The organism is Archangium violaceum Cb vi76 (assembly GCF_000733295.1).
Classification (GTDB): Bacteria; Myxococcota; Myxococcia; order Myxococcales; family Myxococcaceae; genus Archangium; species Archangium violaceum.
The window spans coordinates 17927-42281 of sequence record NZ_JPMI01000045.1; the positions used below are offsets into that span (position 1 = coordinate 17927).

Here is a 24355-nt window from a genome sequence, read left to right on the forward strand (position 1 = left end):
ATGCACTTCCCCCTCTCCCGCTTCCTCTTCGTGCCCCTGGCCGCCGTGCTCGGCACCGGCTGCCTGGTGACCTCCGGCCCCGACGAGACGCCGGACGATCCGTGCGATCCCAACCCCTGCACCCAGGGCGACAAGACCCTGTGCGTCAACGAGGCGGGCAACGCGCGCTGTCTGTGCAAGCAGGGCACCATCCAGCGGCCCAACGGCACGTGCGAGCCCATCACCACCCTCAACTGCCCCGAGCACGCCGGCGACAGCTCCGAGCCGGATGACTGCCTGACCCGCGCCGTCACGCTCGCCACCGACGCCACCGTGCAGCGCCAGCAGACCATCGAGCCGGTGGGCGACTACGACTTCTTCCGCGTCGACGGCAAGCTGCGCACCGTCTACAGCGTCACCGTGGAGCCCGGCGCCGGCACGCTCATGCCTCGCCTGGACGTCTTCGATCAGGGCGGCCAGTGGCTCACCGCCAAGGACGGCCGGCCCAAGGCCCAGGTGGGGTTCAAGGCCCGCGCCACCGCGCCCTACTACGTGCGCGTGAGCCACTCGCCGTTCGATCCGTCCGCCGGTACCGGCCAGTACGCCCTCACCCTCACCCCCGTGGGCGAGGACGTGCACGGCGACGGCCCGACGGAGGCCACCACCATCGTCCCGGACGTGGCCGGCACCTCCTCGCCGACCAACCGCGACGGGCGGCTCGAGTACGAGCAGGACGAGGACTGGTTCGCCATCGCCGTCACCAAGGACGTCCTGTACCGGATCGAGTTCGACACCAGCCGCGTGGTGCCCGCCATGGCCGGCTTCACCAAGGAGGACGTGAAGACGCCCTTCTATACGTGGAAGAACTCGTTCGTGGAGATCCGCGCGGAAAGCACCACCACGCTCTACATCGTCATGTACTCGGACGAGGGCGTGACGGGGAACTACGGCTTCCGCGTGTTCCGCTTCTAGCTAGCGGATGGCGATGATGTCCTGGTCCAGCAGCCGGGCCAGGACGCGCAGCGTGTCCAGCCGGGACATGCCGGAGACGGAGAAGAGGGCCTCGAAGCTGAGGCTCCCGTCGATGCGCGACAGCAGGAAGCCCGCGCGGGGATCCAGGCTGAGCTTCATCAGCTCCGCCATGCGCAGCTTGAGCGTGGGCACCCGCTTCAGGTCCCCCAGCTTCGCCTCCAGCGAGGCCTGGTACTGGCGCACGCAGCGCTCGCGCGCCGACGCCAGCCGCGCGTCACCCGGCGCCAACTGCTCGGCCTTGCGCAGCAGCTCCATCGCGCTCGTCACGTCTCCGAGCGCGAGCAGATCCTCCACTCCCTGCAGCAGCGTGGGCAGCTCCTGACGTGGAGCCACCTGGGGCACGGGCGCGGGCGTCCGCGCGGGCGCGGCGACGGGCCGGGCAGCCACGGGAGCGGGCGTGACGGGCCGGGCGGCAACGGGAGCAACGGGCCGGGCGGCAACGGGCGCGGGCGCGACGGGCCGGGCGGCCACCGGCGCGGGCGCGGCCGGCTTGGGAGGCTCGGGCTCGGAGAGGAAGGCCAGCACGTCGGCGGTGATGTGGCGGCCCTCGGGCGCCACCTCCTGCTCGTCCAGCAGGACCACGCTCACCTCCAGCACGGGCTGGGGTGCCGCGAACCGCGAAGCCAGCGGGGGGACGGACGCGAGGGACATGGGCCTCACGGCCGGTGGCGGCACCGCCGTGACCGGTCCAGCGGCACGCACACCCTCCCCCTTCGTGAGCGACTCCCGCGCCCGGCGGTTGTCCGGATCATGCTCCAAGGCGCGCGCGAACAGGCTCCGCGCGCCCGCCGTGTCACCACCCAGCTGCAGCCAGAACCCCGCTTCGATGAGCTGGTTGGCCCGGAGGACATCGTGGCCCGGATCGATACCAGGAGAGACTTGAGGCGCGATCATCGGGAACCTCTAGAACAGAGCCCCTTCGGGGGAACTCAGGAAACCGGCAAAACCTCCGGAAATCCTAGGCATCCACCCGCATCGCGTCAAACACTATTAGCGGATTTTTTCAGACACAATGTAGCCACTCGTACGACAAACACCCTGACGAACTTCGGGGAGCGCACTCCTGGAGAACCAGGGTGCACTCCCCGAGGAAGAACGGCGGCGGTGGGTGCTCAGGACTTGAGGGCGCGCTCGAGGATGCGCACGCCGTGGTCCAGGTCGTCGTTGGCGACGGTGTAGGCCGGGGCGAAGCGGATCGTCTTCTCCCCGGCGGCGTTGACGAGCATGCCCAGCTCGCGGCACTTCGCGATGAAGGGCGCGGCGTCCTGGAAGAGCTCCACGCCCACCAGCAGGCCCAGGCCGCGGGCCTCCTTGATGACGGTGGGCAGGCGGCCCTGGAGCTCGCGCAGGCGCGAGAGGAAGTACTCGCCCTTCTGGGCCACGTCGCGGAGCATCTGCGGCTCGGTCACCTTGCGCACGACGACGTTGGCGGCCGCGGCGGCGACCAGGTTGCCGCCGAAGGTGGAGCCGTGGGTGCCCGGCACCAGGCTCTTGCCCGCCTCCTCGGTGCACAGCATGGCGCCAATGGGCAGGCCGTTGCCGAGCGCCTTGGCCAGGCTGATGCCGTCCGGGAGGATGTCCTCGTGCTGGAAGGCGAAGACCTTGCCGGTGCGGCCCATGCCGGTCTGGATCTCATCCACGAGCAGCAGCAGGCCCTTCTCGTCGCACAGGGCGCGCAGGGCCTTGAGGAAGCCCGGGGGCGCCTGGCGCACGCCGCCCTCGCCCTGGATGGGCTCCACGAGGATGGCGGCGGTGTGCGGACCCACGGCCTTGCGCACGGCCTCCAGGTCCCCGTAGGGCACGTGGGTGAAGCCGGCGGGCAGCGGCTCGAAGCCCTTGTGGTACTTCGGCTGGCCCGTGGCGGTGACGGTGGCCAGCGTGCGCCCGTGGAAGGAGTTGTCGAAGGTGATGACCTCGTAGCGGTCCGGGTTGCCCCGGTCCTTCTGGACCTTGCGGGCCAGCTTGAGGAGGGCCTCGTTGGCCTCCCCGCCCGAGTTGCAGAAGAAGGCGCGATCCAGGCCCGAGGCGGCGGTGAGCCGGCTGGCCAGTTCGATCTGCGGCTCCGAGAAGAACACGTTGGAGACGTGCCAGAGCTTCTCGAGCTGGGCCTTCACGGCGACCACCACCTCCGGGTGGCAGTGGCCGAGCCCGCACGTGGCGATGCCGCTGATCAGGTCCAGGTACTCACGCCCCTCCGCGTCCCAGACACGCGAGCCCAGCCCGCGCTCCAGCACGACGGGCTGCTGCTTGTAGTTCTGCAGGAGGTGGGCCTTCGCCTTGTCCATCCACTCCTGGTTCTTGCCCGTGGTGGAGGACTGAGGGGCGGCGGAGTCGGTCTTGGCGGTTCTCGTCGGCGTGGTGAGCGGCACGTGGGCTCCTGGGTGTGACTAGAGGATGTAGCGCGACAAGTCCTCGTCCTGGACCACGGAGGCGAGGCGCTCGCGCACGTAGGCGGCGTCTATCTGTAGATCCTTCGGTCCCTGCTCGCTTGCGTTGAAGGATACATCGTCGAGCAGCCTCTCCAGAACCGTGTGCAGCCGCCGCGCTCCGATGTTCTCGGTGCGCTCGTTGACGGACTGCGCAATGCGGGCGAGCTCCAGAATGGCATCGTCGGAAAAATCCAGACGAACGCCCTCGGTGGCCAGCAGCGCGGTGTACTGGCGGATGAGGGAATTGCGCGGCTCGCGGAGAATGCGGACAAGGTCCTCGCCGCTGAGCGGATCCAGCTCCACGCGGATGGGGAAGCGGCCCTGGAGCTCGGGGATGAGATCGCTCGGCTTGGAGACGTGGAAGGCGCCCGCGGCGATGAAGAGCATGTGGTCCGTCTTCACCTGGCCGTACTTGGTGTTGACGGTGGAGCCCTCGACGATGGGGAGGATGTCGCGCTGGACGCCCTCGCGGGACACGTCCGGGCCGGAGCCCTTCCCCGCCCCCTCGCGGCTGGCGATCTTGTCGATCTCGTCGATGAAGATGATGCCGCCGGTCTCGGCCCGCACGAGCGCCTCGCGGTTGACGCGATCGGTGTCCACCAGCCGGGCGGATTCCTCCTGCTCCATGAGCCGGAGGGCCTCGGGGGCGCGCACCTTGCGCCGGCGCGAGCGGCTCATGCCGGGCATGTTCTTGAAGAGATCCTGCAGGTTGACGCCGATCTCCTCCATGCCCTGGCCGGAGAAGTTGCGCATGAAGGTGGGGGAGCCGCTGTCGGAGAGCTCCACCTCCACCTCCTGGTCATCGAGCGTGCCGGCGCGCAGCTGGGCGCGGAGCTTCTCGCGCTCCATGTCCCCGAGCCGGGGCGCGGCGGGCGTGGGAGGAGGCGCCATGAAGCCGATTCCACCGGAGGGACGCGAGGGCGCGTTGCCGGAGAGCAGTTGGGCCAGCCGGTCCTCGGCGATCTCGATGGCGCGCGCGCGCACCTTCTCCGTCTCCTCGTCGCGCACGAGCGCGATGGAGGCCTCGACGAGGTCGCGCACCATGGACTCGACGTCGCGGCCCACGTAACCGACCTCGGTGAACTTGGAGGCCTCCACCTTGACGAAGGGAGCCTGGGCGAGCTTCGCCAGCCGGCGGGCGATCTCCGTCTTCCCCACGCCGGTGGGGCCGATCATGATGATGTTCTTGGGGTGGATCTCATCGCGCAGCTCCTCGGGGACCTGCTGGCGGCGCCAGCGGTTGCGCAGCGCGATGGCCACCGCGCGCTTGGCGGCGGTCTGTCCGACGATGTAGCGGTCCAGCTCGCCCACCACCTCGCGGGGGGTGAAGGCGGGGATCTTGCGTCCGTTGCTCACGGTGATGCCCCCTCAGAGCTCTTCGATGGTGATGTTGGAGTTGGTGTAGACGCAGATGTCGGCGGCGATCTGCATGGCGTGGGTGGCCACCTCGCGCGCGGGCAGTTGCGTGTGCGTCATGAGGGCGCGGGCGGCGGCGAGCGCGTAGGAGCCCCCGCTGCCCACGGCGGCGATGCCATGGTCTGGCTCGATGACGTCGCCCGCGCCGGAGAGGATGAAGGTCTTCTCGCGGTCGGCCACGACGAGCAGGGCCTCCAGGCGGCGGAGGAAGCGATCGGTGCGCCAGTCCTTCCCGAGCTCGACACAGGCGCGGGCGAGGTTCTTCTGGTGCTCCTTGAGGCGGGCCTCGAAGCGCTCGAAGAGGGTGAAGGCATCGGCGGTGCTGCCCGCGAAGCCGGCGAGCACGGAGCCATCGCCGATGCGGCGGACCTTCTTCGCCGTGTTCTTCATGATGGTCTTGTCGAGACTGACCTGACCGTCACCCGCGATGACGACCTTCGCATCTCGGCGCACACAGAGGATGGTGGTGCCGTGGAACATGTCTGGGGGTTTAACAAGTGGACGCGGACGTTTCCACGATTCCCCGAGCGGCTGTTCGCCTCTTCACCCTGACCGACAGTCGCGTCGACGTGCTGGACGACCAGGCGAACTGAACCCTGGAGACGTGGCACCCTCACCCCGTCCCTCTCCCGAGGGGAGAGGGGAAATCTGGCGCGGAGGAAATCAGGCTCTCGGGTGCGCGGCGTCGTAGACCTGCTGGAGCTGCTCCCAGCTCACGTGCGTATACCGCTGTGTCGTGGACAGGCTCGCGTGGCCCAGCAGCTCCTGGATGCTCCGGATGTCCGCCCCTCCCCCCAGCAGGTGCGTCGCGAACGAGTGGCGCAGCGCGTGCGGGCTCACCTTGCGCTGCAACGCGCACTGCACCACGTACGTGTCCAGGTGCCTCCCGATGCTCCTCGGCGTCAACCGGCCTCCCCGGTAGTTGAGGAACACCGCCTCCGCGTCCTGCCCCTCTCGTGGCACCGCGAGCAGCTCTCCCCGTCGCGCCAGGTACGCCTCCAGCGCCCGGATGGCCTGCGCGTTCACCGGGCACAGCCGCTCCTTGCTGCCCTTGCCCATCACCCGGATGATCCGCCCGCTCCGGTCCACGTCCACCAGGTTCAGCCCGCACAGCTCGCTGATGCGCAGGCCTCCGCCATAGAGAATCTCGAGAATCGCCCGGTCCCTCAGCCCCAGCACCGTCTTCTGCGACGGCATGTCGAGGATCGCGAACAGCTCGTCCACCGGCAGCACCTTGGGCAGGCTCTTGGGCAGCTTCGGGCTCTTCACCAGCTTCGCCGGGCTGCCCGGCAACAGCTTCTGCCGCACCAGGTACTTGTAGAAGCTCTTGATGCTCGCCAGCCGCCTCGCGCGGCTCGTCGCCTCATGGTCCACCGTCAACGTGCCCATGTACCCACGGATGGCCGCGTGTGACGCCGACAGCAGCGACAGCTTCATCCGCTCGACCATGTAGCGCTCGTAGTCCACCAGGTCGATCAGGTAGTTGCGCACGGTGTGCGGGCTCGAGCCCTTCTCGTGCTCGAGGTGGGCGCGGAACTTCTCCAGCAGTGGCGACAGCTCGGCGGTGCTCATGGGCGGCCCCAGCGTAGACCCAACCGGGCCGCCCGCAAGCTTCTCACGGCTGGGCCGGCGCCACGTACACCCCGGCGTTCGCGCCCTTCAGCACGTACACCGCCAGCGAGTCGTTCTGCCCCGCGAAGTACGCCGGCAGCTGCGCCCCCTGGTCGAGCGTCTTCCTCGCCTGCGTCTTCACGTCGTACACGGCCACGTCGAACGTGTCCGAGTCCATCCGCGCCGACGTCGCGAGGATCCGGTTGCCATCATCGGACAGCTTGTAGCTGTAGATGCCCTGCAGCCACGTCCGAGGCTGGGCCTGCGCGTCCCTGGGCAGCGGCAGCGCCTTGAAGTCGCAGGCACGGCCCTCGCGGATGCAGCCAGCGCGGAACACCAGCGCCCCCGGGGCGAAGCCGTAGCCGAACACTCCCGGGTGCGCCTTCTCCGCCTTCTCGGCGCCCACCTGGTACAGCATCAGGTCCACCGAGTAGATGGGCTTGAGGAAGCGCGAGAGGAAGGCCACGTACTTGCCGTCCTTGCCCCACGTGAAGTTGGGCACGCGGCTGCCCACCAGCTTCGGCTCACCGTCCGGCAGCGCCACCACGCCCATCAGCCCCGCCCCCGCCGGCAGGTCGTACTTCGCCAGGAAGCCCAGCGCCTGCGAGTCCGGCGAGAAGGCCAGCTCCTTCACGCGCTCGCCCACCTTCCGCCCCGGCTCGCCCGAGGCCGGGCCCACGTACAGGTCCCCCGGCACCTCCGGCTTGCCCCCGTCGTTGCGCGCCAGCCACTTCGAGTCCGGGGAGAAGGCGAACGCCGTCGTGCCCGTGGCCACCTTCCGGCCCGTCAGCTCCGGCACGTCCGCCAGGTACAGGTCATACATCCCCGCGAGCGCGGGATTGCGCACCTGGTACGCCACGCGCTTGCTGTCCGGAGACAACACGTAGTCGCCCACCTGGTCCGCCAGCTTGCGCGGCTCGGCCGGCTTGCCCGCGGGCTCCTCCACCGGCACCGCCAGCAGCCCGCCCGCCGCCACCAGCTTCCGCTTGAAGAACAGCGTCTTGCCGTCCGGAGAGAACTCCGCCGTGGACACCTCTCCGCCCACCTGCCGGAAGGGCCCCGTGGGCAGTGGCCCCAGCTTCAGCACCCCGCCGTCCACGAAGGCCAGCTTCGTCCCGTCCGGGCTCGGCAGGAAATACCCCACCGAATCGCCCAGCTTCTGGGGCTCGGCGCTCGGGTCGCTCAGGGCCAGCACGTGCAGCGAGCCGGACTGGTTCGCCAGGTTGTACCCGGTGAGGTACAGCACGTGCTTCGAGTCCGGGGTGAAGAGCATCCCCCCGGGCACGTTGGTCACCCCATCCCCCACCGGACGCGGCGAGCCGCCCGTCACCGGCACCACGTTCAGCGTGCCCAGCCGCATCTGCGGTGGAATCCCCTCCACCGTCGGCTTGCGCGTCTTCGTCAGGTACGTGGCGAACTGCCCATCCTCCGTGACGCGCAGATCTTCCGCCGGGCCCCCGGCCAGCATCACGCCCATGCCGCCCACGGCCGCTCCAGAGCGGGCCTTCCCCTGCCCTCCTCCGCCGCCCTTGTCCTCGCTCCGCTTGCACCCCACCAGCGCGAGCGCCACCAGCGCCCCCGCCATCACGCTTCGTCGGTTCATGCGGTCCCCTGGTGCTCCTGTGCCGGCGGCACGCTCGGCAGCCACGTGGCCAGGTCCGCCCGTGCCCGCTCCGCGTACCGCGCCCGCTTGTCCGCCTTCTTCACCCGCCCCGGCAGCGGCGGGAACAGCCCGAAGATGACGTTCGAGGGCTGGTAGTCATAATCCGGCGGGTGCGCCTCGCCCGTCACGTGACGGTAGAGCGAGCCCATCGCCGTCGTGGCCGGCGGCGGGACGAACTCGCCCCCCGTCAGCCGCGCGTACACCGCCAGCGCCGTCAGGTACCCGCACGCCGCCGACTCCACGTACCCCTCCACCCCGGTGATCTGCCCCGCGAAGAACAGCCGCGACTCCGTCTTCAGCGACAAGTCCCTGCCCAGCAGCCTCGGCGAGTCGATGAAGGTGTTGCGGTGGATCTGCCCCATGCGCAGGAACTCGGCGTTGGCCAGGCCCGGCACGCACGTGGTGAAGATGCGCTTCTGCTCGCCCCACGTCAGGCGCGTCTGGAAGCCCACCATGTTCCACGACGTGCCCGCCTTGTCCTCCATGCGCAGCTGCACCACCGCGTACGGCTCCTCGCCCGTGCGCGGATCCTTCAGCCCCACCGGCTTCATCGGCCCGTAGGCCAGCGTGTCATCGCCTCGATCGGCCATCACCTCGATGGGCAGACAGCCTTCGAAGTATTTGGGTTCCTCGAAACTGTGCGGCTGGAGCTTCTGGCCCGCCTTCACCTCGGCGATGAACCGGTAGTACTCCTCCTTGTTCATCGGCAGGTTGATGTAGTCATCCCCCCCGCCCTTGCCGTAGCGGCTGGCGCGGAAGGCGATGTTCATGTCGATGGAATCCCCCGCCACGATGGGGGCGATGGAATCGTAGAAGTAGAGCTTCTCTCCCACGTACCGCTCGAGCTCCTTCGTCAGCGCATCCGAGGTGAGCGGCCCGGTGGCCACCACGACGATGCCCTCGGGCAACGTGTCCACCTCGCCCGGCACCACCTCCACGCCCGGGGCGCCACGCACCGAGCGCGTCACCTCCGCCGAGAAGGCCTCGCGCTCCACCGCCAGCGCGTCCCCCGCAGGCACCCGGTGCGTGTCCGCGCACCCCAGAATCACCGACGACAGCGTCCGCAGCTCCGCGTGCAGCAGGCCAATGGCGCTCTCCGGGTTGTCCGAGCGCAACGAGTTGGAGCACACCAGCTCCGCGAACTGGTCCGACTTGTGCGCCGGCGAACGCCGCTGCGGCTTCATCTCCCGCAGCGTCACCGGCACCCCGCGCCGCGCCAGCTGCCAGGCGCACTCGCTGCCCGCCAGTCCGCCGCCAATCACCGTCACCCGCTGAAGCTTCACGTCTCGAAACCCTCTCTCCACGGGCCGGTTTCTGCCCGTCCGCCAACTGTTAGCAGGAGCCCCCTCCCCTGTCCCACCCTTCCTCTCCTGTGTGTCCACCCCCCGGATGCCGCGCCCCTGCCCGCTCGCCCCCTCCTCGGCCATCCGACAAGTAAGGTCTTCAGAAACAGTTTCCCTACCTACCTGTGGCTCCTAGGTTTTCCCCGTTCATCGCGCGGGAAATCGGGCCGGGCGACGCAGTGCACCATTGACGGAGCGACAGGCCATGAAGCGAACCAACGACCTTCTGAAGATCCGCGAGCTACTCCAACGGCGCCGCCGGGACATCCTGATGGCCAACCAGGGGGCCCAACGCGAGCTCTCGTCGCTGAAGGACCAGGAGCGGGATCCCGAGTACGAGGAGAACGCCCAGGCGGAACTGGCGGACTACACCCTCTCCAGCCTGATGGAGGCGCAACGGCGCGAGGTGATGCTCATCGATGCCGCGCTGCGTCGCATGGACACCGGAGTGTTCGGCACCTGCGTGGACTGCGGCTACGACATCCCCATCGAGCGCTTGGAGGCCCTGCCGTTCGCCATCCGCTGCGAGGAGGACGCCACGCGCCACGAGCTGGAGGTCCGCGGGGGCCACCAGGCCACGCCGACCTTCTGACACCTCGAGGGTGGGCGCCCCGAGGCGCACGGACCGTGGGGGCCTCCGGGGAACCGGGTGGCCCTACTGCGGCTTGCCCTCGTCCTGGAGGACGACGAAGCGGTAGTTCTCCAGCTCGTTCTGTCCGGCGGTGTAGAGCACCGTGAGCAGCATGTCGTAGGGGATCGCCTTGTCCGCGATGACGGACAGCTCCCGGCTGAAGGGAGCCGCCGGGTTGCGCTCGGCGATGTACTTGAGCTTCTCCACTTCCTTCTTGAGCTGCGCATCCAGCGCCATCACCACCCGGCCCTCGAGCGCCTCGGGAGGAATCTGCCCCTTCACCAGCCGCAGCACTTCCTTCTCCCCCACGAGGATGTTCTTGGGGGTGACGGTGACGACGACGGTGTCCTTGGGCGTGGCGCGCGTGGAGGACACGGGCGGGCGCACGTCCTCGCTGGCCGTCATCGCCGCCGAGGACGAGGCGAAGGACTTCAGGAGGAACACCAGGAGGATGGTCATCATGTCCATCATCGCGGTGATGTTCAGCTCCTTGATCTCCCCGGCCGCCTCGCGCTCCTTGCGCTTCTTGCGCGCCAGGGCCTTGCGGAAACGCAGCCGCTGAATCCGCTCGTCCTCCGGCACCCGCGGAACCATGTCGCCCGTGGCCATCTAGAGGGCTCCCAGGGTGACGTCGGGGAAGAGCTCGCGGTGCGGCCGCTCCCGCGTCTCGCGGATGGCGTCCATGGTCTGGATGAGCGCGTCGTACGGAATCTCCGGATCCGCGGCGACGATCACCTTGGTCTCGGAGGGGAAGGCGCTCTTGATCTTCACCATCTGCGCGTTGAGCGCCGCGTAGTCGTAGACGCCATCCGCCCCGAGCGGCACGGTGGGGACGCCCTCCTGCTGGCCGAGGATGGCGTTCTCGCTGTTGATGAAGTGCCCCTGCTTGCTGATGAGCACGCTGAGCGTCAGGCGCGGCTGCTCCGGGTTCTCCTGCGGGGCCACCGAGGTGCTGGGGCCGCCGTAGCTCGGCGCGCTCACGTTGACGATGCCGAAGGCCGCCAGCCCGTTGATGGACAGCAGCATGAAGAGGATGAGGTTCATGAGGATGTCGAGGTAGGGGATGATGTTCAGCTCCCCCGACTCCTCTTCCTCACGCGGCTTGAGCTTCCGCCTGGAGTAGTAGAACGCCATTGGCGCCTCAGGCGGCCCGGGCCTCGTCGACCTGCGTCTCGCCGGCGGCCTTGCGCGCCAGCAGGTTCTCCAGCTTGAGCGCGTTGAGCTCCATCGCCTCCACCATGCTCTTGGCGTACGAGGTGAGGAAGAGGTGGAAGATGATGCACAGCACCGCGATGGAGAGCGCGAAGGCGGTGTTGTTCATCGCCTTGGAGATACCGTCGGACAGCAGCGCCTGCTTCTGCTCGGCGGGCACGTTGCCGAGCGCCTGGAAGGTGCCGATCAGACCGAAGATGGTGCCGACGAGGCCCACCAGCGTGGCGATGTTGGCCAGGGACCACAGCCAGGGGATGCGGGCGCCCACGTGGGGGCTGTTCTCCACCAGCGCCTCCTCCACGGCCTTGGCCACCTCGATTTCGCCGCGGTTGGCGCGGGTGAGGCCGGCGCGGATGATCTTCGCCAGGGGCGAGTGGGGAGCGGCGGCGCACAACTTCACGGCGCGGTCCACGTTGCCGGTCATCACCAGCTTCGTCACCTGCTCCATGAAGGGCGGCGCGTTGAGGTTGTAGCGGAACATCAGCGTGACAATCCGCTCCAGGGCCACCGCGAGCGCCGCGGCCAGCCAGAACAGATTGACGAACATGAACGGACCACCGTCCTTGAAGAACTTGATGGTGGAGTCCACGACGCCGAGCTTGGCCGGCGCCGCCTTCACGGCCTCCGCCGCGGCCGGGGCCTGGGTGAGGACCACGTCCAGCAGCTCGCTCAACATGGGAATCATCGGGAAGGGGGTCCTTTCCACCAAACTTCTAGAGGACCCCCCTCCGGGGTGTCAAGCCAGGGGCAGGCCATGCCCCTGTAATCCTTGAACTTTCAGCCTCTCAAGCGGCCGAGGAGGCATCCGGACCGGCCGGTGGGGGCGTGGCCGCGGCGGCCGCGGCGGCCTCCGGCTCGACGATCTGCCGGCGGTAGTCGCACTCCTTGTTGGGGCAGGCGATGAAGGGGCCGTCCCGCTTGGAGTACTTCTGCACCAGGTAGGGGGCCTGGCAGCTCGGGCAGGCCTCCGGCAGCGGCCTGTCCCACGCGGCGAACTTGCAGTCCGGGTAGCGGTTGCAGCCGAAGAAGATCTTCCCGAAGCGGCTGCGGCGCTCGGTGAGGTAGCCCTGCTTGCAGTCCGGGCAGTTCACCCCGATGGAGATGGGCTTGGACGTCTTGCACTCGGGGTAGCCCGAGCACGCGAGGAACTTCCCGAAGCGCCCGCGCTTCACCACCATGTTCTTGCCGCAGTTCTCGCACTTCTCGTCCGTCGTCTCCTCTTCGATGATGACGATCTTCCCCTCGGCGTCGCGCTTGAAGTCCTTGGTGTTCTTGCACTCGGGGTAGTTCGAGCACGCGAGGAAGTGGCCCATCTTCCCCCACTTGATCACCATGACGTTGCCGCACTTCTCGCACGCCACGTCGGTCTTGATCTCCTCGCGCTTGACGTCGCGCATCTCCGCTTCGGCCTTCTCGAGCGTCTCCTTGAAGGGCGCGTAGAAGTCCTGCAGCACGGCCTTCCAGTTGGCCCCGCCCTCGGAGATCTGGTCGAGCTTCTCCTCCATGCTGGCGGTGAAGGCGACGTCCAGCTCGTGGGGGAAGTGCTTGACGAGCAGCTCGTTGCAGATGACGCCCAGGTCCGTGGGACGGAAGCGCCCCTCGAGCTTCTCCACGTACTTCTTGTCCTGGATGGTGGAGAGGATGGCGGCGTACGTGGACGGACGGCCGATGCCCTGCTCCTCGAGTTCCTTGACGAGGGTGGCCTCGGAGAAGCGCGGGGGCGGCTGGGTGAAGTGCTGCTCGTTGAGCAGCTTCTGCAGGTGGAGGGTGAGGCCCTCGTCGAGCACGGGCAGCTCGCCCACGCCGTCGTCGTCGGCGTCCTCGCCGGCGGCGCGCGCCTTCTCCTGGGCGGCCTCCTCCTCGGGGGTGAGGCTGGCGCCGTAGACGGCCAGGTAGCCCGGGAACTTCAGCGTGGAGCCCGAGGCCCGGAAGGTGGCCCGGCCCGCGGTGATGTCCGCGCTCGTCTGATCGTACACGGCCGGCATCATCTGGCACGCCACGAAGCGGTTCCAGATGAGCTCGTAGAGGCGGAACATGTCCGCGGCCATGTCGTCGTTCATCGCGTCGAACTGCGCCTTCACCTTCGAGGGCGGATACTCGAGCGACGTGGGACGGATGGCCTCGTGGGCGTCCTGGGCGCCCTTCTTGGTGCGGTACACCACCGGGGCCTCGGGCAGGTAGTCCTTGCCCCAGGTGGCACCGATGAAGTCACGCACGCCCGCCACCGCCTGATCCGACAGACGGGTGGAGTCCGTACGCATGTACGTGATGAGCGCCGTCTGGCCCTCCTCACCGAGCAGCACGCCCTCGTAGAGCCGCTGGGCGAGCGCCATCGTCTTCTTGGCGGTGAAGTGCAGCCGGTTGGCCGCCTCCTGCTGCAGCTTGGAGGTGATGAACGGAGCGGGCGCGTTGCGGCGCCGCTCGCGCTTGTCCACCTTGGACACCACGAAGGAGGAGTTCTGGACCTCCGCCACCAGCGCGTCGGTGGTGGCCTTGTCCTTCAGCTCCACCTTCTTGCCGTCCACGCGGGACAGCTTGGCCTTGAAGGTCGGCGGACCCGAGGGCCCCTGGACGAGCGCGTCCAGCGTCCAGTACTCCTGCGGGACGAAGGCCTTGATGGCTTCCTCGCGCTCGCAGACGAGGCGCACGGCCACGGACTGCACGCGGCCGGCGGACAGGCCCCGGCGCACCTTCTTCCAGAGCAGCGGGGAGATCTGATAGCCCACCAGCCGGTCGAGAATCCGGCGCGTCTGCTGGGAGTCGTAGTTCTCCTGGCTGAGCTGGCGCGGATGCGCGATGGCCTCCTGGATGGCCGGCTTGGTGATCTCGTTGAACATCACCCGGTAGGCGTTGTCGTGGCCGAGCTGCTGGTGGATGTGCCAGGCGATGGCCTCGCCCTCGCGGTCGGGGTCCGTGGCGAGGAAGACCTTGTCCACGCCCTGGGCGGCCTTCTTCAGCTCGTTGAGGACCTTCTCCTTGCCCTTGATGACCTCGTACTGGGGCTCGAAGTCGTGCTCGATGTCCACGCCCATCTTGCTCTTGGGCAAGTCGAGGATGTGGCCCACCGAGGCCTTCACCGTGTAGCCGGAGCCCAGGTACTTCTTGATCGTCTTGGCCTTGGCGGGGGACTCGACCACCACGAGGTAGTGCGGTCCCTTGCCCCGCTTGGGGGACTCCGTGGCCTCGCCGTCCTCGGCGTCGACCTCCACGGTGGGCAGCTCCCCGTCAGCGCCCTTGCGGCGTGCGGAGGCCTTCTTGGCGGCCGTCTTCTTCTTGGCCGCCGTCTTCTTCTTGGCGGCCGTCTTCTTGCGCGCCGCCGGCTTCTTGGCTGCCTTCTTGGGGGCCGCCGTCTCCTCGACCTCCAGCTCGCCCGCCGTTGCCGTCTTCTTCGTGCGCGTCGCCATGATTCTCCTCAAACCTTCTCGTACAACCTTCCAGGATGCTGAATGACGAGCCCGGACAGCTCGAGCTCCACCAGGGCGCTGGTGAGCGCTCCGGGGGAGAGCCGGCTACCGGCCAGCACCTCATCGAATGACCTGGGAACCCTGTCCAACACCTGGTAGGCCCCCCTCGCTTCCGCCGAGAGCTCGTCCCGCCACGACGAGCCCTCCGTTGGCGGGACCACCCGCAGGGGATGGAACCCCACGGCCCGCCAGACTTCCTGAACGGAGAGGCAGGCCCGGGCATGACCATCCCGGATGAGCGCGTTGCAACCAGCCGCCCCCTCGTTCGTCACATCACCAGGCAGGGCCAGCACCGGCCGCCCCTGCGTACGGCCCGCCTCCGCCGTGTAGAGGCTGCCCGACGTGGCCCCCGCCCGGAGGACCAATACCGCGTCCGATGCACCGGAGATGAGCCGGTTGCGCCGGGGAAAAGTCGTCGTGCTCGCCCGGACACCGGGGGGCAGCTCGCTGAAGAACACCCCGCCCCGGGCCAGGAAATGCGGCAACAGCTTCGCCTGGGCGGGATCCAGCTCGTCCAGCGCCGAGCCGAGGAAGGCCCACGTCTCGCCGCCCGCGTCCATGGCGCCCCAGTGGCAGGCCCGATCCACCCCGGCGGCGGCCCCGGAGACGATGCCCACCCCACCCTCCGCCACCTGCCGGGCGAAGGTGCGCGCGAAGGGAAGGAATCCCTGATCCGGGTGCCGGCTGCCCACCATGGCCACCCGGCGGCGCGGAGGGCCCACCTCGCCCCGGTAGAAGAGCAGCGGGGGCGCGTCCTCCGTCTCGGCCAGCCGCGCCGGGTAGGCCGCATCCCCCTGGAAGGCCACGCCCATGCCCACGGCCGCGCAGCGCTCCAGCACGCGGTCCGCCAGGGGGCCCAGCTCGGGCACCTCCAGCAGCCGGCGGCGCACGGGGACGGGCAGGGGTGCGCCACCCACCCACTCCCTCACCGGGCAGGCAACCAGGCGAGCGAGCTCACCCCGGGCATAGGCGCGCAGACGCTCCAGTGCCCTCGGGCCAAGCCCGGGGACTGCCCAGAGTGCCAGGAGCGCACGCCGCTCCACCATGTCCCTGTCCGTCGTGACGTCCACCATACCCGACCCCCTCCTGGAGCCCACCTATATAGAAGATGGGTCCGACTGGAAGGGGGCGGGACACTTAAACACCGGACTGGCGATGGTCAAGCGGGACGTCCCCCGCGGTAGGGGCCGGCCGAGCCGATCCAAGGGGTTCCGTGCCCCGTCCAGGGGGGCACGCGGTTCCACCCCGGGGTGCCTCAGCGCTGGGCGGTGGGCTGCCCGTTGTTGATGCGCATCACCGCGCGATCCCCGGGCGCCACTTCCTGGATGGAGTACGTGAGCACGCAGTTGGAGGTGCGCTCCTTCACCTCGGTGACGAGGCACAGGGCGACGTTCTCCATGGGCAGCTGCGGCCCCTTCTTCTTCTGGTTGGGCAGCTCCAGCTCCAGCACGCGCTGCTGGGTGGTGTCCCCCTTGCGGAGGATGGTGAAGGTGTTGCCCACCTGCACGCCATCCGCGCTGCCCTTGTCGACCACCAGGAAGTGGTGCTCGGCGGTGAGCGTCAGGTACGGCACGAGCGCGGTGACGACGTAGCCCTGCACCTCCTTCTCGTTGCGGCGCTGGACCACCGACTCCACCAGCCGCTCCCCGAAGGGGCCCACCAGGTCACCGCGCATCACGGCGTCCCACGTGTCCATCACCTGCGCCTTGACGAAGTTGTCGCCCAGCGCCACCACCTTCAGGGTGCCGACGAACTCGGTGAGGAAGCCGATGGGCTTGCCCGTCACCGGGTGCTTCACGGACTCGGCGGTGTGGAAGATGACGTACCGGTCCCCGAGCTTCGCGTCCGCCTTGCGCTTGAAGCGCACGTAGGCCACGTCCGGGAAGGACAGCATCTCCGCTCCGGTGGCGGCGCCCTCGATGCGGCCCGCCTCGTCCAGCTCGCGCGCCGTGACGAAGCCCTGCGTCATCACCGTGCGCGCCGCCTTGGGCTCGTAGGTGAGCTTCCCGCTCACCGACACCAGCTCCTCGCCACTGGCGGGGCCCATCTCGGTGGCCGCGGAGATCTCCCCGGGATCGGCCACCATCTCCATGGGCGCCGGACCCACGCCCGCCTCCACCCGCGAGGGGACCTCCTCTCCCGCGGGGAAGAAGCGCACGTTGTTGCCCGGGTAGATCCAATGCGGGTTGGCGATCTCCGGGTTGTAGGACCAGACCTTGGGCCAGTACCAGGGGCTGCCCAGGTACTTCTGGGACAGGTCCCAGAGCGTGTCGCCCCGCTCCACCGTGTGGACCTCGCCGGGAGCCGACTCACGGCCACCCTGGCCCGGGGGAATGGCGATCTGACCGGGACGGGGCCGGGCGGGCTGATCATCGGCCACATCGGCCCCTTCGGTCTCTTCACCGGCCTCGGGCTCCTGGTCCTCCGCCTCCTGCGCCCACACGGCGGGCGGCGCGAGAACGGCGGCGAGAAGGAGCGAGGAGAAGATCCGCGAGCGCATCGGAGGACTTCCTTTCGGACAGCTAGTGCGAGAGGGAGGCGAGCCGCTGCTCCGCCTGCGTGGCGGCGGCCGTTCCCGGGAACTGGGTCAGGATGCGGGTGTAGAGCGCCCGCGCGTCGTCTTTCTGGTTGAGCCGCATCCGGCACTCGGCCAGCCGCAGCATGCCGTCCAGCACGGCGTCACCGGCTGGATAGCTGGAGATGAGCCGCTCGAAGGACTTCGCCGCGGAGGCATGGTCCTTGAGCCCCATCTGCCCGAGCCCGCTGAAGTAGAGCGCGTTGTCCGCGCGCGGGTGGCGGGGATTCTGCTCCGCGAAGGACTGCAGGCGCGTCACCCCGCCCTCCACGTTGCCGGTGCGCAGCGCCGCCACCGCCTGCTCGAACTCGGCGTCCAGCACGGCCAGGGCCGCCTCATCCACCTTGGGCTCGGAGACCTCGGCCGTGGCGGGGGCCTCGTCCCCGTCGGGCGCGGGGCTGATGAACATCTCCATGTCGTCGGACGTGGGCTCGACGACCGCCACCCGGGTGGGCAGAGCGGGAGCGGGCTCGTTGCGAGGCTTGAGCTTCACCACCGCGAGGTCCGGCGTGCTGTAGCCGGACGAGGTGGGAGCGGCCGGCGCGGAGGAGGCCTCCCGGGCCGGCGCGGGAGCGGGAGCGGCGGTGCGCGACTGGCTCACGCTGGCGTGCAGCTCCACACGCTCCAGCCGCTTCTCCAGGCGCGCCTGGGTCTCGCGCATGGCGCGTACCTCGGCCTTGAGCTCCGCCAGCTCCGACTGGGCGGAACCGGTGGTGGCACAGGCGGTCAGCGCACACAGGGGCGCGATGGCGAAGAGTCGGCGAATGATGCGGTGCTCCAGCACGAGGCTTCGGGGGGTCCGTCCGGGAGGATAGGAAGCGGTGTCGGAGACCGTCAAGAAATCGGCCTGGAGGACCCCCCTCAGAACCGGTGTACCACGAAATTGAGGTGACGGCCGGTGCGCCCCGCGTCACGCCGGTGCGAGAAGAATCGCTCCGCATCACACGAGGTGCAGTGGGGGAGCACATCCACGTGCGCCGCCTTCAGCCCCGCTCCCAGCAACGTGTCCCGCACCGACCGTGTGAGATCCAACCGCACGTCCGCGCCCGCGCGCACCACCACCTCCGGCCCGAAGCCCGCGGTGAAGCGCTGGCCCAGGTCCTCGGAGACGACGTAGCAGCAGCGCTGGATGGACGGGCCCACCGCCGCGAGCAACCGCTCGGGCCGCGAGCCCCGGGCCACCAGCGCCTCCACCGCCCGCGCCACGATGCGCGCCTCCGTCCCCCGCCACCCCGAGTGCACCGCCGCCACCCGCCGGCCCTCTGGATCCACCAGCAGCACCGGCACACAGTCCGCCGTCCCCACCGCCACCCAGTGCTCCGGCCGCTCCGTCCACAGCGCGTCCGCCTCCCCCTCCGATGGCCGCAGCGCCCCCGTCGTCCCCTCCCCCGCTCCGGCCTCCACCACCCGGTCTCCATGCACCTGACTCACCCTGTGCAACGCCTCGAGCGCCGCGCCCGCCGCCACCGCCAGCCGCCGATGGTTCTCCTCCACCCGCTCTCGGAGGTCACCCACCGAGAAGCCCAGGTTGAGCGAGGCATGGGGGCCCTCGGACACGCCTCCCGCTCGGGTGGCGAAGCCATGGGGCACGGGGAGCAGTGAGGACGTCACCAATGACGAAGGGTGTACGGACATGGGTGGCTTCGTAGAGGGCTTCCGATGCAATCACAGCATCGAATGATTTCTGACGGTGACCGTTTGACAGTGTGCGTCACCCGATCTGACAATCCGAGAAACTTACAGGGGCACTATGGCTTTGGCTCTCGAAACCGTTGGCAGGAAGCTCCTCTGGAGCGTCGCCCTGCCCGGTCTGCTCGCGGGCTTGCTGGGGCTGGGCTACTTCTGGCGTGAGGCGCGGAACGCGGCCCGGGACGCCACGCACGACGAGGCGATGGTGCTGGCGGAGTTCGTCGCCACCACCTTCCGGTTGCCCACGCCCGAGGGCCTTCCCCCCCACTTCCCCGTCACCGAGCTGATGCGGTCGGACACCCGGCTGCTGCGCTCCACGGCGGAGCTGAACATCCTGTCCCCGGACGGCCACATCCGCTGGTCCGTGAGCCCGCGGGAGGTGGGCACGCGGCACCCCGACGCCGAGCGTCTCACGGCCCCCGGCCCCCAGTGGGCCCGCTCGGATGCCCATGAGACGGAGGTGCTCCGCTCGCTCGGTGAGAAGACGTGCGAGGGCTGCCATCCCGACGCCCAGGGTACGCGCGTGGGCATGGTGCACCTGCGCGTGTCCGAGCCCGTGGTGCACCGCGAGCTCACCCATGCCCTCGGCGCCGCGTTCGTGGCCGTGCTGGTGCTGGGCGCCATGCTCATCGTCGCCACCGGCACCTCCCTGCACTTCTTCCTCACCCGCCCCCTGCGCCGGCTCACGGCCGCCATGCGGCGCGCCGAGGAGGGTGACTTCCTGGTGCGCGCCGAGGTGCGCGGCTCGGATGAGCTCTCCCGGCTCGGCTCGGCCTTCAACGCCATGCTGGCGCGCCTCACCTCCATGAAGGCCGAGGAGATCGACACCCACCGCGATCTCCAGGTGACGAAGTGGAAGCTCTCCCTCAAGGAGGAGTTGGAGGAGCGCATCGCCGAGCTGGCCCTGCTCTTCGACGTGGCGCGCTCGGTCAACTCCACCATCGAGCTGTCCGAGCTGCTCTCGCGCGTCACCCGGCTGGTGCCCGAGCGGCTCCACATCCCCGACTTCTCCATCATGCTCGTCAACGCGGAGGGGCTGCTGGAGGTCAAGAGCACCTTCCCGGAGCACCCGGAGCTGGAGGGCATGACGGTACAGCCCGGCGAAGGGGCCAGCGGACGCGCCGCGGAGTTGCAGCGCGTGGTGTACGTGCCGGACATCAAGGATCCCTCGAGCGCCTTCGCCCGGAGTGTGCTGATGCCCGGGCACGACACCGGGGCGGTGCTGTGCATCCCCATGGTGCACATGGACTCGGTGCTCGGCGTGCTCAACTTCCGGCGCCCCGAGATCGCCAGCTTCGCCCCCGAGGAGCTGGAGCTGCTCACCGCGGTGGCCGATCAGGCCGCCACGGCGGTGAAGAACGCCATGCTCCACGCCGAGGCGGTGAAGCTCACCATGACGGACCCCCTCACCGGGGTGCCCAACCGCCGCCACCTCTTCGCGCGCCTGGAGCTGGAGGTGGCTCGCGCCCAGCGCTTCGGCACGCCCATGTCCATCCTCATGGTGGACATCGACCACTTCAAGAAGCTCAACGACGCCGCGGGCCACCGCGCCGGTGACGAGACGCTGCGCAAGGTGTGCGATGTGCTCCGCGCCCGCCTGCGCAAGGTGGACACCCTCGCGCGCTACGGCGGCGAGGAGTTCATGCTGGTGCTCTCCAACGTCTCCAAGGACGACGCCTTCGACGTCGCCGAGAAGCTCCGGCGCTCCATCATGGAGGCTCCCCAGCTCGCCGCCCCCACCCAGCCCGGCGGCCACATCACCGTCTCCATCGGCGTGGCCACCATGCCCACCGACTCCACCTCGCAGGACACCCTGGTGGATTGCGCCGACGCCGCCCTCTACGCCAGCAAGCGCGCCGGACGGAACAGCGTCACCGCCTATACGTCCGGCATGGAGCTGCACCCCGGCCGCGAACGCGGCCTCTCCCGCCCCAACGATCCCTCCTCCCCCACCAGCATCGCCAAGGCGTGAGTCTGGAATGGAAAGGCCCGCGCCACCTCGGGGGTGACACGGGCCTGGACTCGAGGACCTCGATACCCTCACCCCGACCCTCTCCCGAGGGGAGAGGGAGTGGATTGTCGAGTGGGGGGCGAGGGGTGATGGGTCGCTACGGAATGTGCAGGGCTCGCAGGAAACGGCCGTTGCCCGGCACCTCCACGCGCAACAGCAGCGTGCTGCCCGCGGGCGCCTTGCGGATGATCTTCGCAAACTCCTCCGCGTTGCGCACCGGCTTGCGATCCACTTCCACCACCACCATCCCCGGCTGGAGATCCGCTCGCTCCGCCGGCGAGCCCGGCAACACGTCCGTCACCAGCGCCCCCTGCTCCGAGCGCAGCCCCGTCCGCTCCACGATCCGCGGATCCACGTTGCTCAACGACACGCCCACGCGCGCCTTGGAGGACTGCTCCGTCTCCTCGCCGCCACGCCGCTGACGCGAGCTCACCCCCTCGCGGTCCGGACGCGTCCCCAGCTGCACCTTCAGCGCCTGCCTCTTGCCATCCCGGAAGACGTCCACCGTCGACGTGGTGCCCGGCTTCTTCAGCGCCACCGTGCGCGTCAGCTGGCCTCCCGAGCCCACCTTCTGCCCGTCGATGGCCACGATGACGTCGTCCGACTTCATGCCCGCCTTGCCCGCCGGGGAGCCCTCGTTCACCTGCGACACGATCGCGCCCTCGTTGACCGGCAACCGCAACGCCTTGGCCAGGTCCTGCGTCAGATCCTGGATGCCGATGCCCAGCCACGCACGCGTCACCGCGCCGTCCTTCTCCAGCTGCGGCATGAGCGCCTTCACCAGGTTGCTCGGCACCGCGAAGCCGATGCCCGTGCCCCCGCCCACGATGGCCGTGTTGATGCCCACCACCTCGCCCCTCAGATTGAAGAGCGGACCACCCGAGTTGCCCGGGTTGATGGCCGCGTCCGTCTGCAGGAAGTCGTCGTACGGGCCGGAGTGGATGTCGCGGGCTCGCGCCGAGAGGATGCCGCTGCTCACGCTCGAGGCCAGACCGAACGGGTTGCCGATGGCCACCACCCAGTCACCCACGCGCAGCGCGTCCGAGTCCCCCAGCTTCACCGTCTGCAGGTTCTCCACCTTGCCCTTGAGCCGGATGAGGGCCACGTCCGTCAGCGGATCCGTCCCGACGATCTCCGCGTCGAAGCTGCGCCCATCGTCCAGGCGCACGCGGATGGCCACCGCGCCCTCGACGACGTGGTTGTTGGTCAACACCAGGCCCTTGGCGTCGATGATGAAGCCCGAGCCCGAGCCCTGCCGGATCTGCTCACGCCCTCGGCCCCGGCCCTCTCCGCCTCCGAAGAAGCGATCCATGAAGGGATTCTCTCCCTGTCCGAAACCGGAGGCCTTGGACTGCACGTCCACGTTGACGACCGCCCCCTTCACGGACTCGACCAGGGGGGCGAGCGAAGGCAGGGCCTGCGCTTCCCGGGTGGCCGGCTGGGTTGGAGGAGCGGAAGGAGCCGCCGTCTGGGCCTGCGCCAGCACCGGCAGCGCTACGATGAGGGCGCCCGTAAGAGCGCGCCGCGATGCATTCAGTCGCTTGATCATGGTCTCCCCCGAAATAAGACGGAAAGACGGCAAGGCAAGGCGGATCCGCCCTGCCCGCGCGACTGGGAAACAGTGAGGCCCTCCTTCTCTTCCCGAGAATGGGAGCCAGGGATGTAGGCGCCACACCCTCAACAGCCCGGCGAGCGCCCCGGCCCCCTACCCCGGGCGGTACACCCGGTAGTCGATCTCCGGGAAGAGGTTGTTCTTGCCCTCGAGGTGGGCCAGCCAGCCCTCGTCGATGGTCCCGTTCCGGATCTGCTCGTGCAGGCGCTGGAAGCGGAGGATGTGCTCCTGCGTGCGGCGTATGGCGTAGTCCACCATGGTCCCGGTCTTCATGATGAAGGCCCAATCCGAGGCCTGGGCCAACAGGAGCTCGCGCGCCGCCTGGTTGAGTGCCCGGCGCATGAGCGTCGGGGCATCGGGGTGGTCCTTCGCCAGGGCCACCATCTGCCGCGAACAGTGGTGGAGGTGCCGGTAGATCCAATCGTTGGAGCCGTCCAGCCACATGTTGGCGTAGCCACCCGCGCCCCACGAGGACAGGGGCGGCGTGGCCACCTGGTTCTCCGGGTGCTCGGCCAGATCGTCCGAGGGCGCCACCAGCTGGAACGTCTTCTGCTCCCGGGCCACCTTGCGGATGAGCGCCTCGAGGAACCAGGGTCCCTCGAACCACCAATGGCCGTAGAGCTCGGCGTCGTAGGGCGCCACCACCACCGGCTTGCGGCCTCCCATCTTCCCCGCGAGCCACTCGAACTGCTTCTCGCGGTTGAAGAGGAAGTTGCCCGCGTGGAGGGCGGCCCGCTCGCGCGCGACGTCCGGCTCGTAGGGCTGCTTGTCCTGCGTCTTGCCGGTGATCCGGTAGTACTTGAAGCCCGTGTTCTTGCGATCCCCGGTGGGCTGGATGAAGGGCCGGATGTAGTCCAGGTCCAGGTCCCAGCCGATGTCCCGGTAGAACTCGCGGTAGACGGGGTCCCCCGGGTAGCCGTGCTGGGAGCTCCACACCTGCTGGCTGCTCTCGGGATCCCGCGCGTACGCGGCCACGCCCGCTTCCGTGTAGATGGGCGCGAAGGGGCCATGCAGCGGCCGCGGCGTGGCATCCGTCAGGGCGTGCGTGTCCACGAAGAAGTAACGGATGCGCTCGGCCGCCAGGTACTTCTCCACCCCGGGGAAGTAGCCGCACTCGGCCAGCCAGATGCCCGGCGCGTCCCGGCCAAAGGTCTGCCGGTAGTGGTTGGCCGCCACGGTGATCTGCGCGCGCACCGCCTCGGGCGTCTGCTGCATCAGCGGCAGGAAACCGTGCGTGGCGTTGCAGGTGATGATCTCCACGTGCCCCGCGTCCTGCAGCCGACGGAACGCGCTCACCAGATCCCTCTTGTAGCGCTCGCGGAAGGCGCCGCGCAGCGTCTCGAAGTGGTCCCGGTAGAAGTGGGCCAGCCGGCTGAAGACGGGATCGTTCTGGGTGCGGTGCACCTCGCGCGCGCCCAGCTCACACAGCTGGTCCAGCTTGCGCGCATAGCGGCCCATGAGCAGCTCGTCGCGCAGCATGGTGACGAGCGTGGGCGTGAGCGTCATCGTCACCCGGTAGGGCACGCCCTCTTCCGCCAGCCGATCGAAGACGAGCAACAGCGGGAGGTACGTCTCCGAGATGGCCTCGTAGAGCCAGTCCTCCTCGAGGAAGTCCTCGTATTCGGGGTGACGGACGAACGGCAGGTGGGCATGCAGGACGAGCGCGAGCGAGCCGATGCTCATGTCTT

At 69.1% G+C, this 24355-nt stretch carries 20 protein-coding genes; 3 read left to right on the top strand and 17 right to left on the bottom strand.

The window, feature by feature from the left end; all coding sequences use genetic code 11:
• Positions 1-951, top strand: a complete 951-nt coding sequence (locus Q664_RS07490) for a hypothetical protein (RefSeq protein ID WP_043391515.1) — start codon at positions 1-3, stop codon at positions 949-951.
• Here the strand turns inward: Q664_RS07490 and Q664_RS57465 are convergent, their stop codons facing one another.
• The 7 genes from Q664_RS57465 to trmFO all read right to left on the bottom strand — a co-directional run bounded on the left by Q664_RS57465 (position 952) and on the right by trmFO (position 9413).
• On the bottom strand, positions 952-1905 hold the full coding sequence (locus tag Q664_RS57465) for a hypothetical protein (RefSeq protein WP_052517794.1): 954 nt from the start codon (positions 1903-1905) through the stop codon (positions 952-954).
• A gap of 218 nt (positions 1906-2123) precedes the next feature.
• Positions 2124-3296 carry an aspartate aminotransferase family protein gene (locus Q664_RS07500; RefSeq protein ID WP_152621977.1) on the bottom strand — a complete coding sequence of 391 codons (1173 nt, stop codon included), beginning with the start codon at positions 3294-3296 and terminating at the stop codon, positions 2124-2126.
• 102 nt (positions 3297-3398) lie between these two features.
• Positions 3399-4796, bottom strand: a complete 1398-nt coding sequence (gene hslU, locus Q664_RS07505) for an ATP-dependent protease ATPase subunit HslU (RefSeq protein WP_043391520.1) — start codon at positions 4794-4796, stop codon at positions 3399-3401.
• A 12-nt stretch (positions 4797-4808) separates the two neighbouring features.
• Positions 4809-5336 (bottom strand): ATP-dependent protease subunit HslV, encoded by a 528-nt coding sequence (gene hslV, locus Q664_RS07510; RefSeq protein WP_043391523.1) that lies wholly within the window; start codon positions 5334-5336, stop codon positions 4809-4811.
• 183 nt (positions 5337-5519) lie between these two features.
• Entirely contained in the window at positions 5520-6428 is a 909-nt protein-coding gene (locus Q664_RS07515) for a tyrosine recombinase XerC (RefSeq protein WP_043391526.1), read from the bottom strand.
• 43 nt (positions 6429-6471) lie between these two features.
• On the bottom strand, positions 6472-8070 hold the full coding sequence (locus Q664_RS07520; protein ID WP_043391527.1) for a TolB-like translocation protein: 1599 nt from the start codon (positions 8068-8070) through the stop codon (positions 6472-6474).
• Positions 8067-9413: a methylenetetrahydrofolate--tRNA-(uracil(54)-C(5))-methyltransferase (FADH(2)-oxidizing) TrmFO gene (gene trmFO / locus Q664_RS07525; RefSeq protein WP_043391529.1), complete on the bottom strand. Its 1347-nt coding sequence runs from the start codon at positions 9411-9413 to the stop codon at positions 8067-8069. The genes Q664_RS07520 and trmFO overlap by 4 nt, the downstream gene beginning before the upstream one ends.
• Positions 9414-9678: 265 nt before the next feature.
• Here trmFO and Q664_RS07530 point away from each other — a divergent pair, with 265 nt between their 5' ends.
• On the top strand, positions 9679-10065 hold the full coding sequence (locus Q664_RS07530; RefSeq protein WP_043391531.1) for a TraR/DksA family transcriptional regulator: 387 nt from the start codon (positions 9679-9681) through the stop codon (positions 10063-10065).
• 63 nt (positions 10066-10128) lie between these two features.
• Here the strand turns inward: Q664_RS07530 and Q664_RS07535 are convergent, their stop codons facing one another.
• From Q664_RS07535 to pgeF, 8 genes are all read right to left on the bottom strand, one after another.
• Positions 10129-10713 carry an ExbD/TolR family protein gene (locus Q664_RS07535; protein ID WP_043391534.1) on the bottom strand — a complete coding sequence of 195 codons (585 nt, stop codon included), beginning with the start codon at positions 10711-10713 and terminating at the stop codon, positions 10129-10131.
• Positions 10714-11238 carry an ExbD/TolR family protein gene (locus Q664_RS07540; RefSeq protein WP_043391535.1) on the bottom strand — a complete coding sequence of 175 codons (525 nt, stop codon included), beginning with the start codon at positions 11236-11238 and terminating at the stop codon, positions 10714-10716.
• Positions 11239-11245: 7 nt separating this feature from the next.
• Positions 11246-12001 (bottom strand): MotA/TolQ/ExbB proton channel family protein, encoded by a 756-nt coding sequence (locus Q664_RS07545; RefSeq protein ID WP_043391539.1) that lies wholly within the window; start codon positions 11999-12001, stop codon positions 11246-11248.
• Between the two features lie 100 nt (positions 12002-12101).
• Positions 12102-14720 carry a type I DNA topoisomerase gene (gene topA, locus Q664_RS07550; RefSeq protein ID WP_043391541.1) on the bottom strand — a complete coding sequence of 873 codons (2619 nt, stop codon included), beginning with the start codon at positions 14718-14720 and terminating at the stop codon, positions 12102-12104.
• Between the two features lie 8 nt (positions 14721-14728).
• Complete coding sequence (locus Q664_RS07555; protein WP_043391543.1) at positions 14729-15853, bottom strand: DNA-processing protein DprA; 1125 nt, start codon at positions 15851-15853, stop codon at positions 14729-14731.
• Between the two features lie 182 nt (positions 15854-16035).
• Positions 16036-17280 (bottom strand): LysM peptidoglycan-binding domain-containing protein, encoded by a 1245-nt coding sequence (locus Q664_RS07560; RefSeq protein ID WP_043391545.1) that lies wholly within the window; start codon positions 17278-17280, stop codon positions 16036-16038.
• A gap of 22 nt (positions 17281-17302) precedes the next feature.
• Complete coding sequence (locus Q664_RS07565; protein ID WP_235216598.1) at positions 17303-18193, bottom strand: tetratricopeptide repeat protein; 891 nt, start codon at positions 18191-18193, stop codon at positions 17303-17305.
• 23 nt (positions 18194-18216) lie between these two features.
• A complete protein-coding gene (gene pgeF / locus Q664_RS07570; protein ID WP_043391551.1) occupies positions 18217-18990 on the bottom strand; it encodes a peptidoglycan editing factor PgeF in 774 nt (257 codons plus the stop codon).
• Between the two features lie 115 nt (positions 18991-19105).
• Between pgeF and Q664_RS07575 the strand changes: the two genes are divergently transcribed.
• Entirely contained in the window at positions 19106-21016 is a 1911-nt protein-coding gene (locus Q664_RS07575) for a GGDEF domain-containing protein (RefSeq protein ID WP_043391554.1), read from the top strand.
• 136 nt (positions 21017-21152) lie between these two features.
• Here Q664_RS07575 and Q664_RS07580 read toward each other — a convergent pair whose 3' ends face one another.
• Positions 21153-22604, bottom strand: a complete 1452-nt coding sequence (locus tag Q664_RS07580; RefSeq protein WP_052517796.1) for a trypsin-like peptidase domain-containing protein — start codon at positions 22602-22604, stop codon at positions 21153-21155.
• Between the two features lie 156 nt (positions 22605-22760).
• Positions 22761-24350 carry a glycoside hydrolase family 57 protein gene (locus tag Q664_RS07585; protein ID WP_043391557.1) on the bottom strand — a complete coding sequence of 530 codons (1590 nt, stop codon included), beginning with the start codon at positions 24348-24350 and terminating at the stop codon, positions 22761-22763.
• Positions 24351-24355: the final 5 nt, after the last annotated feature.